This is a genomic window from Massilia forsythiae, from assembly GCF_012849555.1.
In the GTDB taxonomy this organism is placed as follows: domain Bacteria; phylum Pseudomonadota; class Gammaproteobacteria; order Burkholderiales; family Burkholderiaceae_D; genus Telluria; species Telluria forsythiae.
On record NZ_CP051685.1, the window covers coordinates 5,076,718 to 5,091,151 of the forward strand.

The 14,434-nt window shown below is 70.3% G+C and carries 11 protein-coding genes; 8 read left to right on the forward strand and 3 right to left on the reverse strand.

The window, feature by feature from the left end; genetic code table 11:
* The first annotated feature begins 265 nt into the window (after positions 1 to 265).
* Positions 266 to 1,684, forward strand: coding sequence for a metallophosphoesterase family protein (locus HH212_RS21285; protein ID WP_229217395.1), 1,419 nt, complete (start codon positions 266 to 268; stop codon positions 1,682 to 1,684).
* Between the two features lie 14 nt (positions 1,685 to 1,698).
* On the opposite strand, the gene HH212_RS21290 is transcribed toward HH212_RS21285, so the two are convergent.
* Both HH212_RS21290 and HH212_RS21295 read right to left on the reverse strand, forming a co-directional pair.
* Positions 1,699 to 2,628, reverse strand: coding sequence for a peptidoglycan-binding domain-containing protein (locus HH212_RS21290; protein ID WP_170204329.1), 930 nt, complete (start codon positions 2,626 to 2,628; stop codon positions 1,699 to 1,701).
* Between the two features lie 29 nt (positions 2,629 to 2,657).
* Positions 2,658 to 4,313, reverse strand: coding sequence for a hypothetical protein (locus HH212_RS21295; RefSeq protein WP_170204330.1), 1,656 nt, complete (start codon positions 4,311 to 4,313; stop codon positions 2,658 to 2,660).
* Here HH212_RS21295 and HH212_RS21300 point away from each other — a divergent pair.
* From HH212_RS21300 to HH212_RS21310, 3 genes are read left to right on the forward strand one after another with little or no spacing between them, the layout of a single operon-like run.
* Positions 4,312 to 4,542, forward strand: a complete 231-nt coding sequence (locus tag HH212_RS21300) for a hypothetical protein (protein ID WP_170204331.1) — start codon at positions 4,312 to 4,314, stop codon at positions 4,540 to 4,542. The genes HH212_RS21295 and HH212_RS21300 overlap by 2 nt on opposite strands.
* Before the next feature lie 41 nt (positions 4,543 to 4,583).
* Positions 4,584 to 5,780, forward strand: a complete 1,197-nt coding sequence (locus HH212_RS21305) for a cation:proton antiporter (RefSeq protein ID WP_170204332.1) — start codon at positions 4,584 to 4,586, stop codon at positions 5,778 to 5,780.
* Between the two features lies 1 nt (position 5,781).
* Positions 5,782 to 6,960, forward strand: a complete 1,179-nt coding sequence (locus tag HH212_RS21310; RefSeq protein ID WP_170204333.1) for a YbdK family carboxylate-amine ligase — start codon at positions 5,782 to 5,784, stop codon at positions 6,958 to 6,960.
* Between the two features lie 72 nt (positions 6,961 to 7,032).
* On the opposite strand, the gene HH212_RS21315 is transcribed toward HH212_RS21310, so the two are convergent.
* A complete protein-coding gene (locus tag HH212_RS21315; RefSeq protein ID WP_170204334.1) occupies positions 7,033 to 7,518 on the reverse strand; it encodes a MarR family winged helix-turn-helix transcriptional regulator in 486 nt (161 codons plus the stop codon).
* Between the two features lie 87 nt (positions 7,519 to 7,605).
* Between HH212_RS21315 and HH212_RS21320 the strand changes: the two genes are divergently transcribed.
* The 4 genes from HH212_RS21320 (at position 7,606) to HH212_RS21335 (ending at position 14,378) form a co-directional block, all read left to right on the forward strand.
* Positions 7,606 to 8,946: a chloride channel protein gene (locus tag HH212_RS21320; RefSeq protein WP_170204335.1), complete on the forward strand. Its 1,341-nt coding sequence runs from the start codon at positions 7,606 to 7,608 to the stop codon at positions 8,944 to 8,946.
* A gap of 45 nt (positions 8,947 to 8,991) precedes the next feature.
* Complete coding sequence (locus HH212_RS21325) at positions 8,992 to 11,538, forward strand: bifunctional diguanylate cyclase/phosphodiesterase (RefSeq protein ID WP_229217396.1); 2,547 nt, start codon at positions 8,992 to 8,994, stop codon at positions 11,536 to 11,538.
* Positions 11,539 to 11,619: 81 nt separating this feature from the next.
* Positions 11,620 to 14,022 (forward strand): penicillin-binding protein 1A, encoded by a 2,403-nt coding sequence (locus HH212_RS21330; RefSeq protein WP_229217397.1) that lies wholly within the window; start codon positions 11,620 to 11,622, stop codon positions 14,020 to 14,022.
* Entirely contained in the window at positions 14,022 to 14,378 is a 357-nt protein-coding gene (locus HH212_RS21335) for a hypothetical protein (protein ID WP_170204336.1), read from the forward strand. The genes HH212_RS21330 and HH212_RS21335 overlap by 1 nt, the downstream gene beginning before the upstream one ends.
* Positions 14,379 to 14,434 lie beyond the last annotated feature (56 nt).

The window sequence follows — 14,434 nt, forward strand, 5'->3', positions numbered from 1 at the left end:
GTAAGACGGCGATGACGCCGGCGCTGCGGCTGGCGAAGGGGCGCAAGCTTAGCAGCCGGGAAACGCATTGGCCAATAACGAATGGGCTTATGCTTATACCGGAAATGCCGGTAAAGGCCCCCGCCCCAGGGGCGTGTACCGTAGCGCTGTGGTAGATTGCCAACTTTGCCAACCTGGTACAGGAATACCCATGCCGCTCGTTCGTCCTTCCTTCCGATCCATCAGTCCACCGCTACGCCAGGCTGGACGCCGGAGTGCGCGTCTATTGCCGCGCGCCGGCCTGTTGGCAATGCTGGCCGCGCTGGGCGGCTGCGCCGGCTTTCCCGGACAGCAGGCGCAGCAGGCGCCCGAGAGCGCCTTCGTGATCCTGGGCGAGGACGGCGCCCCGATCGCGCGCGCCATCACGCTGGCGCAGGCCTGCCCGGCGATCGAGATCGACGGCCGCACGTCGCCGATGACGGTGCGCGCGCCATGGGGTGCGATTCCGGTGCGGCCGCTGGAAGACGGCGGCAAGCGCCCGGCGCCGGCGTCGTCGACCGCGGTACTGTCGTGCGAGACGCCGATCCCGGCCGGCAGCACGCGCGTGGCGGTCGCCGGCCAGCCGCTGCCGCTGCCGAAGGCGGACAAGGCCTACCGCCGCATCGTGGTGATCGGCGACACCGGCTGCCGCCTGAAGGGCAAGGATTTCCAGGAGTGCAACGACCCGCACGCCTACCCGTTCGCGCACATCGCGGCCAGCGCCGCCGCCTGGAAGCCGGACCTGGTGGTGCACGTCGGCGATTTCCATTACCGCGAAGACCCGTGCCCGGCCGACCGTCCGGGCTGCGCCGGCTCGCCCTGGGGCTACAACTACGACGCCTGGAAGGCCGATTTCTTCACGCCGGCACGGACCCTGCTGGCGGCGGCGCCGTGGATCGTGGCACGCGGCAACCACGAAACCTGCAGCCGCGGCGGCCAGGGCTGGTGGCGCTATCTCGATCCGCACGCGTACGCGCCCCAACGCAGCTGCGACGATCCGGCCATGGATGTCGAGGCCGACTACACCGATCCGTACGCGGTGCCGATCGGCGGCGACGCCCAGTTCATCGTGTTCGACAGCGCGAACACGACGTACAAGGGTTTCAAGGCGGGCGACGTGCGACTGCAGAAGTACGCCGAGGCCTGGCGCAAGATGGAGGCGCTGAGCCGCGCCGCGCGCTTTAACATCGCCGTCGACCACCACCCCTTGTACGCCTTCGGCGCCAACCGCGACGCCGCCACCGGCGCCATCACGCTGTTCGGCGGCGACGCCGGGCTGGTGCAGGCCTTCGGCGCCTTCGGGCCGCGCCTGCTGCCATCGAACATCGACGTGCTGCTGTCCGGTCACGTGCACCTGTGGGAGCAGACCAGCTTCGGCAGCGACCATCCGACCCAGTTCGTGGCCGGCTTCGCCGGCACCGCCGAGGACATCGTGCCGCTGCCGGCCGCGGTGCCGCCGACCGTCACGCCGGCGCCGGGCGCACTGGTCGAGGCGATGAGCTCGTGGATCGACGGCTTCGGCTTCATGACCATGGAGCGCACCGGTCCCGACGCCTGGCACGCGGTGGTGCACGACCGCGACGGGCGCGCGCGCAATACCTGCGAGATCAAGGGCCGTCATTCGCGCTGCGCGTTGGCGCAGGTGCAGGGCGGCGGCGGCCGCTAGCGCCGGCTGCCTCGTCATGCCAGCAGCGCGCCGGCCGGCTCCGCCGCCGCAGTGTGCAGCCATTCGGACATGGCAAGCACCTGGTCACGGTATTGCTCCGCCATCGGCCCGCTGCCGTTGTAGCGGCGCACGGCGTCCGCCAGCACGCCATTGCTGGCGCGCAGCTTGTCGCTCATCTCGCGCTTGAAACGGTCGAGACAGGCGTCGAACTGGTACCACAGCTTGTCGGCGAAGAATTCTCGGTCATTTTCGATATGCTGGATATCGTACTGGAACAACCCGTATCCCCTGTATACCCAGGCGGCGTCCGGATAGCCGCGCAGGCGGCGTGTCTTGTTGGCTTCGCCGATCAGGTCGTCGGTCAGGGCGCTGCCATACAGGTCGCGGAATTCGGCGGTATTGCGGGGAAAGGCAGAGCGCTTGGTGCCGGGCACGTCGCCGCTGGCATCGAACACGCAGCGCATCAGGACCGCGTCCGGCGCCAGCCGGGACGTCCATCCCAGCCATACCGGTGCGGTTTCCTTGCAGGCGATGGCGCACACCAGTTCCGCATCGAGCCCGCTACCCTTCAGGCCGGCGAGCAGGCGGTCGCCGAAATGCGACATGATCCAGCGCCGGGTCTCCAGCGCCTTCGCCTCCGACAGCGGGAAGCCGGCCGGGGGCAGGGCCGCGGCCGCCCGCTTGAGGACGCTGCCGGCGGCGCGCTTTTCATCCGCCGCCTGGAACAGGGCGATCCAGGTGCGCGGGCCGACCACGCCGTCCACCGGCAATCCCTGCGTACGCTGGAAATCCATTAGCGACATCCGGGTGGCGTTGCCGTAAACCCCGTCGGGCGTGCCGCAGGGCGGATCGGTTCGGATGGCCGTCAGCGCCAGTTGCACCAGCATCACGTCCTCGCCGCGCATCAGGGGGAAGCGAAATGCAAGTTCACGTTGGTAATCCATGGTCTGGTTCCGTGTCGTCCTGCGTCCACTCATTGCCGCAACGCGCCCAGTGCGGCGGCCAGGTCGATGTTGCGGTAGCGCGCCGCGTCCACCAGCGCGATCAGCGCGTCGAACGCGGCATGCTGGGCTTCCGGCAAGTGCAAGCGCGCCGACATACCGGCGGCCGCATCGATGAGCCGGTTGGCGTCGGCGGGCGTCAGGCTGCGCAGCGCGCCTTGCGCCGCGGCCGATGCCAGTTCCGGCTGGATGGCGCCGGCAAGGGCGTCGGCCACCTGGCGCAGCGTATCCTGCTGGATATCGTCGGCCGAGTACGAGGCGAGCAGGGCCTGGCGCAAGTCCGCCAGCGCTACCTCCGCCTGTTGCCGCGTGAGCACGTCCTGGCCGCTGGCCGCATCCGTGCCGCAGGCGGCAACCAGGCGCGCCGTGCCATCCGGCGCCGCCAGGATGCCGGCCAGCGCCGTCTCCACCTGGGGCTGGGAACAGTGGACCAGCGCGCTGCCGGCGCGCTGCGCCGCTTGCAGGGCAGCGTGCATGCGCTCGGCGGTCACGGTGCCGAAATCGATGACGCCCTGGCCGACCGGTGCGCCCAGCATGCGCGCGCGCCAGCGCAGGTACTGGCTGGAACCGAGGCGGGCGCCGATGCCCAGCAAGGTCGCGAGGCGCGCGGTCGGGCCCAGCCCAGGCGGCGCCGGCGCGTCCGCCAGCAGCGGCGCGGCGCCGCGCAGCAGGGCCGGTAGCGGCGAGGCGGGGCCGGTCGCCGTATCGACGGCCTTGGCCAGCTGGCGCAGCTGATCGCTGGTGGCATTGCCGGCGGCGGCGCCCTGCAGTCCGGCCAGCGCCTGGCGCGCATCGGCCAGGCTTTGCGCCGCTTCCGGCGCGACCAGGCCGGACGACAAGGCCTCGCCGAAATCCTTGAGCACGGTGTCGGCCAGCGCCAGTTGGCGCGTGGCGTTGGCGAAGTCGGCGTCGAAGCCCTTGGCGTCCCTGGCCAATTGCAGCTGTTGCTCGGAATCGCTCCTGATGCGCTCGGTTTCCTCCCTGGACGTCCTGGCGTCGCGCGCCGCAGTCGCCGCCTCTCCCTTGGCGGCGTTGGCCTCTTCTTCCTTCTTCGCCGCGGTCTCGCGGGCATCGGCAATCTGGTTGACCGCCTTTTCCGGAATGCCCGCCGTGCGCGTGCCGAAATAGAAGCCGAAGACGCCGGCGATGATGCCGTTCATGTAGCCGGCGATCGATTCTTCCAGATCGAGCGCGTCATGGAACAGCAGCAGGGGCAAACCGACGACAGCGACCACCAGTGCCAGGACCGCGCGTACCGTGCCTTCCGGCAAACCCATCGGCAAATCCTTGATGTCCGCCAGGCTGGCCGCCTGGATCCGTCCGGTGGCGATCAGGTTGAAGAAGCGCGCCGCCAGCCACCAGAGGAAAAACACCAGGCAAACCCCGGCCACGAACACCATGCCGCCGATGACCATCTGGCGCACCGATGCTCTCGATGCCGCCGCCACCTGAGCGGCCGCAGGCGCACTCTCGGGAGCGCCGAAACTCAGGTGCCATGCCAGGGCGACCGTGAGCAGGGCGATGGCCGCGGCAATGCCGAGGGCGACGATGCGCACCGGCCAGCGCAGGATGTCCGGCCAGGAAACGCCGGCAGAAGAAGCGGAGACAGCCGATTTGGTGGCAAGCATGGGTTCCTCCGATGTTGAACGCGCATGGGCCGCGCCATCCTGCTCCCGCTTTCTTCCCGTGTATCGTTGGACCGGCATGCAAGTCAGCGGTTCGCAGGCGCTGCCGCAAAAAAGCGCAGCCGGGCGATCGTTTGCCGACGCAAGAACACGGCCGGCGACCCCGGGCATGCGCGGCACGGAAGACTACATTTCCACAAATGTTATTGCTTATAATCTATTAACCGTGTGATACTCGACTTCTGATCGGCGTCTTCAAGAAAGGGATTGTGCATGACCGATCCATATGTCTCCCTCGCGCAGCTGGCCTGGCCCCTGGCGCTGGTATTGTCGTGGATGGCCGGCGAAATCCTGTTCCGCTGGACCGGCCTACCGCGCATCAGCATCTATGGCCTGGCCGGCTTCGCGTTCGGCAACCTGGCCAAGGGCTTTGCGGCGCCGACCGACGACAACGCCTTCCTGCTGCTGGCCAACCTCGGCTTCGGGCTGATCCTGTTCGAGCTGGGCTACCGCATCAACCTGCGCTGGCTGCGCGCCAACCCGTGGATCGTGGCCACCTCGCTGGCCGAAAGCAGCCTGACCTTCGTCGCCGTGGTGCTGGTGGCGCAGGCATTCCGCATGCCGGCGCTGGCCGCCAGCCTGCTGGCCGCGCTGGCCATGGCCAGTTCGCCGGCCGGCCTGGTGCGCGTGTTCAACGAGCAGCAGGCCGGCGGCCAGGTCACCGAGCGCGCGCTGCACCTGAGCGCACTGAACTGCGTGCTGGCCGTGTTCGCCTACAACGCCATCGTCGGCATCGGCGTGTTCCAGACGTCGGGCAACCTCGGCCATGCGGCCGCCGCCAGCCTGCTGGTGCTGGGCGCATCGGCGCTGCTGGGCAGCGTGGCCGGCATGCTGGTGCCGAGGTGGCTGCGCGGCATGGGCCGGGCCGGCAGCAGCGGCGGCGACGCCACCATGACCTTCGCGCTGGCGGTGCTGCTGCTGGTGGCGGTGACCCACGTCCTGCACCTGTCGCCGGTGCTGGCCGCGCTGTCGTTCGGCCTGGTGGCGCGGCACCGCCGCAGCGCGCTCGGCGTGGCCCAGCGCAACTTCGGCGCCCTCGGCGACCTGCTGTCGGTGATGCTGTTCGTGTACGCCGCCTCGACGCTCGACTGGCAGCACGTCTGGGCCGGCCTCGGCCTGGGCACGCTGCTGGTGATCGTGCGCCTGACGGTCAAGGTCGGCGTGTGCGCGGCGTTCGCGCGCGTGTCCGGCATCTCGGTGCGCAAGGGCGCGCTGTCCGGCCTGGCGCTGGCGCCGATGGGCGTGTTCGCCGTGCTGCTGATCGAGCAGACGCGGCGCCTCGGCGTCGACCTGTTCCACAGCCTGGCGCCGCTGGCGGCGATCGCGCTGCTGCTGCAGCTGGCCGGCCCGCTGATCTCGCAGCGCGCGGTGATCGCCGCCAATGAAACCCCGTACGACAAGGAGGCCTGAGATGCCGTTCGAGACCGACAGCGCCGCTGGCGCGGCAGCAGCAGGCACAGGGGCAGCGCCGGCGCTGGAGCCGTTCCGTGCCTCGCAATCGCTGACCCTGGGCGTCGAGCTGGAACTGCAGCTGGTCAGCCTGTCCGACTTCGACCTGGTGCCGGCCTCGCCGGACATGCTGGACCTGCTGGCGCGCGCGCCGTTCCCGGGCAACGTGACGCCCGAGATCACCCAGAGCATGATCGAGATTAACTCCAGCGTGCACACCGGCCACGGCGAACTGCTGGCCCAGCTGCGCGAGATCCGCGACACGCTGGTGCGCGCCGGCGACCGCCTGAACGTGGGCGTGTGCGGCGGCGGCACCCATCCGTTCCAGCAATGGTCGCAACGGCGCATCTATGCCAAGCCGCGCTTTCGCGAAGTATCGCAGCTGTACGGCTACCTGGCCAAGCAGTTCACCGTGTTCGGCCAGCACGTGCACATCGGCTGCCGCTCGGGCGACGAGGCGCTGTACCTGCTGCATGCCCTGAACCGCTACGTGCCGCACTTCATCGCGCTGTCGGCGTCGTCGCCGTTCAGCCAGGGCAGCGACACCAGTTTCCAGTCGGCGCGCCTGAACTCGGTGTTCGCGTTTCCGCTGTCGGGGCGGGCGCCGTTCCTGCTGCGCTGGGATGCCTTCGCCGAAGATTACTTCAACCGCATGGCCGGCACCGGCATCGTGCGCAGCATGAAGGATTTTTACTGGGACCTGCGCCCCAAGCCGGAATATGGCACCATCGAACTGCGCGTCTGCGACACGCCGCTCTCGGTCGAGCGGGCGGCGGCGCTGGCCTGCTACCTGCAGGCGCTGTGCCGCTACCTGCTCGAAGGGAACGAGCCGGCGCCGCGCGAGGACGACTACCTGGTCTACAATTACAACCGCTTCCAGGCCTGCCGCTTCGGCCTGGACGGGACGCTGGTGCACCCGCAGCGCCACGAGCAGCTGCCGCTGCGCGAGGACATCCTCACCACGCTGCGCCGCCTGGAGCCGCACGCCGCGGCGCTCGGCAGCGGCGCCGCGCTGGACCTGCTGTACCGCGAGTCGCATACCGGCAGCGACGCCACCTTCCTGCGCCAGGCCTTCGAAGCCGACGGCAGCCGCGAAGCGATCGTCGACGCCGCGCTGCGGCGCTTCCGCGCCGGCGAATAAGGCGCGAGCGAACAGGGCAATGGGACGCGAACCATGCCGGCGCGGGCGCGGCGCGCGCCGCTGCCGCCGGCGCTACAGGCTGAGCGGCACCCGGGCGCCGGCCTCGTCCGCTTCGAGCAGCACGATCAGCTTGGCCAGGTCGTGTTCCAGCCGCGCCAGCGTGGCCGGATCGAGGCTGGACAGGGCGTCCGGCAGCACGCCGGCGAACGGCATCGGCGCGCTGCGCAACACGTCCTCGCCGGCCGCCAGCACGCGCAGCGACACGCTGCGCCGGTCCAGGCCTTCGCGGCTGGCGCCGGCCAGGCCGCGCTCGGACAGGCTCTTGATCAGGTTGCTGGCGGTGGACTGGTGGATGTCGAGCTCGCGTGCCAGTTCGGTCACGCCGATGCCGGGCCGGCGGGCGATCACCGACAGCGCCCACAGCTGGGCGCCGCCGACGCCGGCCTCGCGCTCGACCTGACGGAAGTGGGATTTGACGGAATTGAAGACGATGCGGAACTGGCGCAGCACGCGGGTGGCGGATGCGGGCTCGGCAGACTCGGTGGAAACAGGGGACATGGCCGGAGGAGAGCGGAAGAGACGCTCATTCTCCCATGCCCGCGCGCGCGTTGAAAGCGGGCGCGAACGGAAAAAGTGAGGGAATCGGTGAAATCGGAACACGACTGGAATGGTGGACTGCGCCAGGAGCTGGCCGACTGGCGCACCTGGGCGGCGCGCGCCCTGGTGGTGGCGCTGGCGGTGCTGGCCGGCCTGACCATCGTCGGCTTCACCTGGCTGGCCGAGACCGCCAGCGGCTGGTTCGAGGCGATGCGCCTGCGCGCGCCCTGGGCGCCGCTGCTGTGGACGCCGCTGTGCGCCGCCGCCATCGTCTGGTGCACGCGCCGCTTCTTCCCCGGCGCCGCCGGCTCCGGCATCCCGCAAGTGATGGCCACGCTGGAGCGCCGCGTGGGCGAGCGCGAGCGCGGCCTGTTCGTGTCGCTGCGCCTGAGCCTGGCCAAGATCGGGCTGACCGCCGCCGGCCTGCTCGGCGGGCTGTCGCTCGGGCGCGAGGGGCCGTCGGTGCAGATCGCCGCCGGCGTGATGCTGCAGGCGCGCCGCCTGATGCCGGCCGGCGCCGCGGTCGGCGTGCATGGCCTGCTGGTGGCGGGCGGGGCGGCCGGCATCGCCGCCGCCTTCAACACGCCGCTGGGCGGCGTCATGTTCGCCATCGAGGAGCTGGCGCGCTCGCCCGAGCAGCGCAGCAGCGGCCTGATCATCGCCGCCATCGTGCTGGCCGGCCTGGTGGCGGTGTCGGCGCACGGCAACGGCGTGTACTTCGGCGTCATCAAGGCGCACCAGATCGGCCTGGCGCTGCTGTGGCCCGGCCTGCTGCTGGCGGTGCTGGCCGGCATCGCCGGCGGCGTGTTCTCGCGCCTGCTGATCGCTTCGCTGTCCGGAACCGGCGCCGATCCGCTGTCGCGCCTGCGCGCGCGCCGGCCGGTGCTGTTCGCCGCCGGCTGCGGCCTGGCGGTGGCGGCGATCGGCGTGGCCACCGCCGGCGCCACCTTCGGTTCCGGCTACGCCAGCACCCGCGTGATGGTCGAGGGTACGGGAGCGATGCCGGTGGCCTATGCCTTGTTCAAGTTCATGGCGACCTGGCTGACCACCTGGGCCGGGGTGCCGGCCGGTATCTTCGCGCCCTCGCTGGCGATCGGCGCCGCCCTCGGCAACGACGTCGCGCTGCTGCTGTACGGCACGCAGATGCCGGCCCTGATCGCGCTCGGCATGGTCGGCTTCCTGGCGGCCGCCACCCAGGCGCCGCTGACGTCATTCATCATCGTCATGGAAATGGTCGACGGCCACGAGATGGTGCTCAGCCTGATGGCCTGCGCGCTGGTGTCGTGCGTGGTGGCGCGCGCGATCAGTCCGCCGCTGTACGCCACCCTGTCGCGGCTGCAGCTGGCGCGCCTGCCGCCGCCGGAGCCAGCGCCGAATCCGCCGTCATAATCGTCAATACGATACATCGGCGGCATATCCCTGCTACGATGGGATATGTCGATCCGAAACGCGTCCGCCGGCCGCTTGCGCATGCGGCTCCCGTCGCTGGCAACGCTCCTGACGTTGCTGGCGGGGCTTGCCGTGACCGGCGTGCTGGTGAAGGACATGCGCGAGGCCGGCTTCCAGCGCGCCCGGGCCGAATTCAACCGGCGCGTGGAAGTGCGCGGCGCCGTGGTGCGGCGCAGCTTCGCCAATGCCAGCGAAGTGCTGCGTGCGACGAATGCCCTGTTCTCGTCGATGGGAACGGTAGGGCGCGCCCAGTTCGAAGCGTTCGCGCGCGCGCTCGACAGCGGCGAGCCGGTATCGACCGAGCTGCTGCCGCTGCTGCAGGACACCCGGCGCCTGGGCATCGTGCTGGTCCAGCCGGTGTACCGGCCCGAGGCGCTGCTGCTGGGCGCGGCGGCGCGCCGGGCCGCGGTGATCGGCGACACCGCCGTCACCATCGACGTCGCCGACTTGGTCGGCGCCAGCCTGGCCAGTGCGCGCCTGCTGGGCCAGGAGGGCTTGAGGCTGGATCTGTACGGGCCGATCGAGGGCGGACGGCAGCTGGCGTACCGCTACGACGGCATCGTGTCGAACCACCGGCCGGCATGGCTGCGCTGGCTCGGCACCAGGGACTTCGCCGCCGTCGACCGCTTCGAGGTCGCCGGCCAGCCGTGGGAATTGCGCTTCCATGCGCGCGTGACGCTGCTGGCCGACGCGGTCATGCTGTTCACCACGGCGCTGCTGGGCATCCTGGCCAGCCTGAGCCTGGCGTTCTACGTGCAGGGCAGGGTGGCGCGCGCGCGCCGCACCGAGGCGCTGGTGCGGCGCCGCACCGCCGACCTGCGCGGCGCGATGGACGCGCTGCGCCTGTACCGGCGCGCCATCGATTCCAGCGCGAACGCGGTGATCCTGATCAGCGCCACCCAGCCGGATTATCCGGTCGAATACGTGAATCCGGCGTTCGAGCGCATGCGCGGCTTCGCCGCCGACGAAATCGTCGGGCACTCGCTGTACGAACTGGGGCTGCGCGAGCCGGACCAGGCCGCGGTCGCCGAGATCCGCGCCGCGATCCGCCAGCGCCGTCCCGGCCACGTCACCATGCGGGTGGTGTGCAAGGATGGCCAGTTCCTGCACGCCGAGGTCTACGTCGCGCCGGTGGTCGACGCCGCCGGGACCATCGAGCACGTGGTGATGACCCAGTACGACATCACCGTGGCCAAGCGCTACGAGGCGGAGCTGGAGGCGCGCGCCCGCTTCGACACGCTCACCGGCCTGGCCAACCGCGCCCTGCTGCACGACCGTATCGAAGGCGCGATCAACTACACGGCCGGCCAGGCGCCGGTATGGGTGGCGGCGCTCGACCTGGACCACTTCAAGTTCGTCAACGACACGCTCGGCCACGTGGCCGGCGACCGCCTGCTGCAGCTGGTGGCGGCGCGCATCGCCGGCGCGGTCGGGCGCAGCGATACCGTGGCGCGCACCGGCGGCGACGAGTTCGTGCTGGTGCTGCCGGGCCGGGCCAGCGAGGGCGAGGTGTCGGACACGGTGCTGGCGGTGCTGGCCGCGCTGGCCCATCCGCTCGAGCTGGAAGGCCAGCCGCTGATCCTGACCGGCAGCGCCGGCGTGGCGGCGTTCCCGTCCGACGGCAGCGACGCCATCGTCCTGATCCAGCACGCCGAGGTGGCGATGTACCGCGCCAAGGAAAGCGGCCGCAACACCGTGCAGTTCTATACCCCGAGCATGAATGCGCGGGCGCGCGAGCGGCTGGCCCTGGAAGTGGCCCTGCGCGGCGCCCTCAACCACGAACAGTTCGAGCTGCACTACCAGCCGCAGGTGGACCTGGCCAGCAGCGCCGTGGTCGGGGTCGAGGCGCTGATCCGCTGGCGCCACCCGAGCCTGGGCATGGTGCGTCCCGACCGCTTTATCACGCTGGCCGAGGAGACCGGCCTGATCGTGCCGATCGGCGCCTGGGTGCTGCGCACCGCCTGCCACCAGAGCCGCGCCTGGCAGCGCGCCGGGCATGCGCCGCTGCGCATCGGCGTCAACCTGTCGGCGCGCCAGTTCGCCGATCCCGGCCTGGTCAAGCAGATCGCGCGCGTGCTCGACGAGACCGGGGTGTCGCCATCCTGCCTCGAGGTCGAGATCACCGAAAGCCTGGTGATGGAAGACGTGGAAGGGGCGATCCGCACCATGGCCGAACTCAAGGGAATGGGATTGAAACTGTCGATCGACGACTTCGGCACCGGCTATTCCAGCCTGTCCTACCTGCGCCGCTTCCCGGTGGACGTGCTCAAGATCGACCGCTCGTTCGTGCGCGACATCGCCTTCAGCGAGGACGACGCCGCCATGGTCACCGCCATCATCGACCTGGCGCGCGGGCTGCGCATGCGCACCATCGCCGAGGGCGTCGAGACCGAGGCCCAGCTCGACTACCTGAGGCGGCGCGGCTGCGACGAGGTGCAGGGCCACGTCTACGGGCGCGCCGTGCCGGGCGCCGACCTCGAGGCCATGCTGCGGCGCGGGCGCCAGGTGGCGCCGCACTCGGTCGACGCCTGACGGCCGCATGCCTTACGCGCCCTGCATCGCCGGTGGTCGGCTATACTTGTGCCGCTCATAACGACGGTGACAGGAAAGAAAGTGGACGACCATAACGACGGCAGCCGCTGGGACGGCAGTGAACGCAGGCTGCTGGGCCGCGCCGGGGCGCGCGCGCGTGCCGCCTATGCGCGCACGCACGGCCACCTGATGCGCCAGCCGCCGCTGCGGCGCGCCCTGCTGGTCGCCGGCGGCGCCGTGCTGCTGCTGATCGGCCTGTTCGCCGTCTACATCGCGCTGCTGTTCCCGCTCACGCCGGCCATCAAGGACGTGAAACAGGCGCGCGTGGCGCGTCCGACCGTGGTGCAGTCGGCCGACGGGCGCGAGCTGGCCAGCTTCGAGCAGGGCATCCAGGAAAAGATCCCGCTGTCGCAGGTGTCGCCGCACGTGGTCGCCGCGCTGATCGCCACCGAGGACCGGCGCTTCTACGACCACCACGGCGTCGATTTCACGCGCATCGCCGGCGCCTTCGTCGCCAACCTGAAGGGCGACGCCCAGGGCGGCTCGACCATCACCCAGCAGCTGGCGCGCAACATGTTCCGCGACGAGATCGGGCGCGCCCGCAACGTCAACCGCAAGCTCAAGGAACTCATCACCGCCTTCAAGATCGAGAACACCTACAGCAAGACCGAGATCCTGGAAGCCTACCTAAACACGGTGCCGTTCCTGTACAACACCTACGGCATCGAGGCGGCGGCGCGCACCTATTTCGGCAAGCCGGCGGCGAAACTCGACGAGAACGAGGCCGCCACCCTGGTCGGCATGCTCAAGGGCACCGCCTACTACAACCCGGTGACCAATCCGGAGCGCTCGCTGGCGCGCCGCAACGTGGTGCTGGCGCAGATGCTGAAAACCGGCGCCTTCGACGAGAAACGCTACCGCCAGCTGGCGCGCCGGCCGCTGCGCCTGCACTTCGCGCGCCTGGCCGAAAAGAACGGCAAGGACGACCACTTCACCGCCTACGTGCGCAAGTGGCTGGTCGAATGGGCGAACAAGAACGACGTCGACCTGCAGCAGGACGGCCTGGTGGTGCAGACCACGCTCGACTACGACCTGCAGCAGACGGCGCAGCGCGCGGTCGAGCGCCAGGCCGACGCGCTGCAGGCGATCGCCGACGTCGATTGGGCAAACCCCTGGCAGGTCAACGCCAGCCAGCCGCAGACCTACGCCGACATGCGCGACCGGGTGACGCCGTTCGCCTATTTCTGGCAATCGCACGGCGACCTGCTGGACGCCTTCGTGCGCGAATCGGCCGACTACCGCAAGGCGGTCGACGGCGGCGAAGCGCCGGCCGCGGCCTTGACGCGCCTGAAGGGCGAGCGCGACTTCATGCGCCAGCTGAAGGCATCCAAGGCGCACCTGGAGGCCGGCTTCGTGGCGATGGACCCGGCCAGCGGCGAGGTCAAGGCCTGGGTCGGCAGCCGCAACTTCCAGCGCGAGCAGTACGACCACGTCTACCAGGCCGCACGCCAGCCCGGCTCCACCTTCAAGCCGATCGTCTACGCCGCCGCGCTGGAAAAGGGCATCGCCCCCGACCACCCCTACCTGGACGCGGTGTCGACCATCCGCTTCGCCGACGGCACCGTATGGCGCCCGACCGACATGAGCGGCACCAGCGGACGGCAAGTCCCGATGCGCGACGGCCTGGTGTACTCGAAGAACACGATCACCGCGCAGGTGATCCGCGACATCGGCGCGGCGCCGATCGCCAAGCTGGCGCGCGACCTCGGCGTGCGCCAGAGCAAGCTGTCGGCGGTGCCGTCGATCGGCCTGGGCACCAGCCCGGTGACGCTGCTCGAAATGGTGACCGCGTATTCCAGCATCGCCGCCCAGGGCGAGTACCGCCACCCGGTGTTCGTGCGCCGCATCGTCGACCGCGAGGGGCAGGTGGTGGCCGACTTCGGCGCCCAGAAGCCGGAACGCGTGCTGTCGCAGGACGTCGCCGCCACGCTGCTCGACCTGATGCGCGGCGTGATCAACCGCGGCACCGGCACCGCCATCCGCACCCGCTTCGGCATCACCGCCGACGTCGCCGGCAAGACCGGCACCACCCAGAACAATGCCGACGGCTGGTTCATCATGATGCACCCGAATCTGGTGGCCGGCGCCTGGGTGGGCTTCAACGACAACCGCGTCACCATGCGCTCCAACTACTGGGGCCAGGGCGGCCACAGCGCGATCCTGCTGGTGGGCGACTTCTTCAAGGCGGCCCTGGACGGCGGCAAGATCAGTGCAGACACCCTGTTCCCGGGCGGCCGCAAGATCGAACCGGCCGTGCGCCGCGTCGAGGAACCGGTCGAGGACATGGAAGAGGGCAACGACCTGGAGCAGGAAGGCGGACCGCCGCCGGACACCCCGCAGCCGGAGCAGGAACGCCCGCCGGAGCCGCCCGAACCGCCGCAGGCGCCACGCGACGAAACCAATTCACTGTCGAACGACGCCTGATGGCCGCGCCCAAGCACTATCCCGGCACGCCCGACGGCCGTTACTTCGTGGTCAGGGGACGTTTATGGCGCAGCAGCGATCCGGCCTTGGCGCCGGATGCACGCCAGGCGCTGGTCGAGCGCCTGATGGGGGCGCGCCGCCGGGTCGCTCTGGCGCGCAAGGCCGGCGATGCCGACGCCGAACGCGCCGCGCACGCGGACGTGGACGAGGCCAAGCGCGGCCTGGGCGAACGCGGGCCGGTATGGTGGACGGACGGGGCGCCGGACTACAACCGGCACATGGCGGCGAATACGCCGTATGCGGACTGGTACGCGGCGCTGCCCGCGGAAGATCGGGCGGACGTCGGTCGGGCGTGACGTTTGGATGATCGGATTGGACAACAACGCATGATCGGTTTGGACGCGTGGACGGG

Bases quoted from the DNA above. Each gene is read 5' to 3' on its own strand.
- HH212_RS21290 (WP_170204329.1), bottom strand. From the start codon at position 2,628: ATGGATTACCAACGTGAACTTGCATTTCGCTTCCCCCTGATGCGCGGC.
- HH212_RS21300 (WP_170204331.1), top strand. From the start codon at position 4,312: ATGGGTTCCTCCGATGTTGAACGCGCATGGGCCGCGCCATCCTGCTCC.
- HH212_RS21295 (WP_170204330.1), bottom strand. From the start codon at position 4,313: ATGCTTGCCACCAAATCGGCTGTCTCCGCTTCTTCTGCCGGCGTTTCC.
- HH212_RS21305 (WP_170204332.1), top strand. From the start codon at position 4,584: ATGACCGATCCATATGTCTCCCTCGCGCAGCTGGCCTGGCCCCTGGCG.
- HH212_RS21310 (WP_170204333.1), top strand. From the start codon at position 5,782: ATGCCGTTCGAGACCGACAGCGCCGCTGGCGCGGCAGCAGCAGGCACA.
- HH212_RS21315 (WP_170204334.1), bottom strand. From the start codon at position 7,518: ATGTCCCCTGTTTCCACCGAGTCTGCCGAGCCCGCATCCGCCACCCGC.
- HH212_RS21325 (WP_229217396.1), top strand. From the start codon at position 8,992: ATGTCGATCCGAAACGCGTCCGCCGGCCGCTTGCGCATGCGGCTCCCG.
- HH212_RS21335 (WP_170204336.1), top strand. From the start codon at position 14,022: ATGGCCGCGCCCAAGCACTATCCCGGCACGCCCGACGGCCGTTACTTC.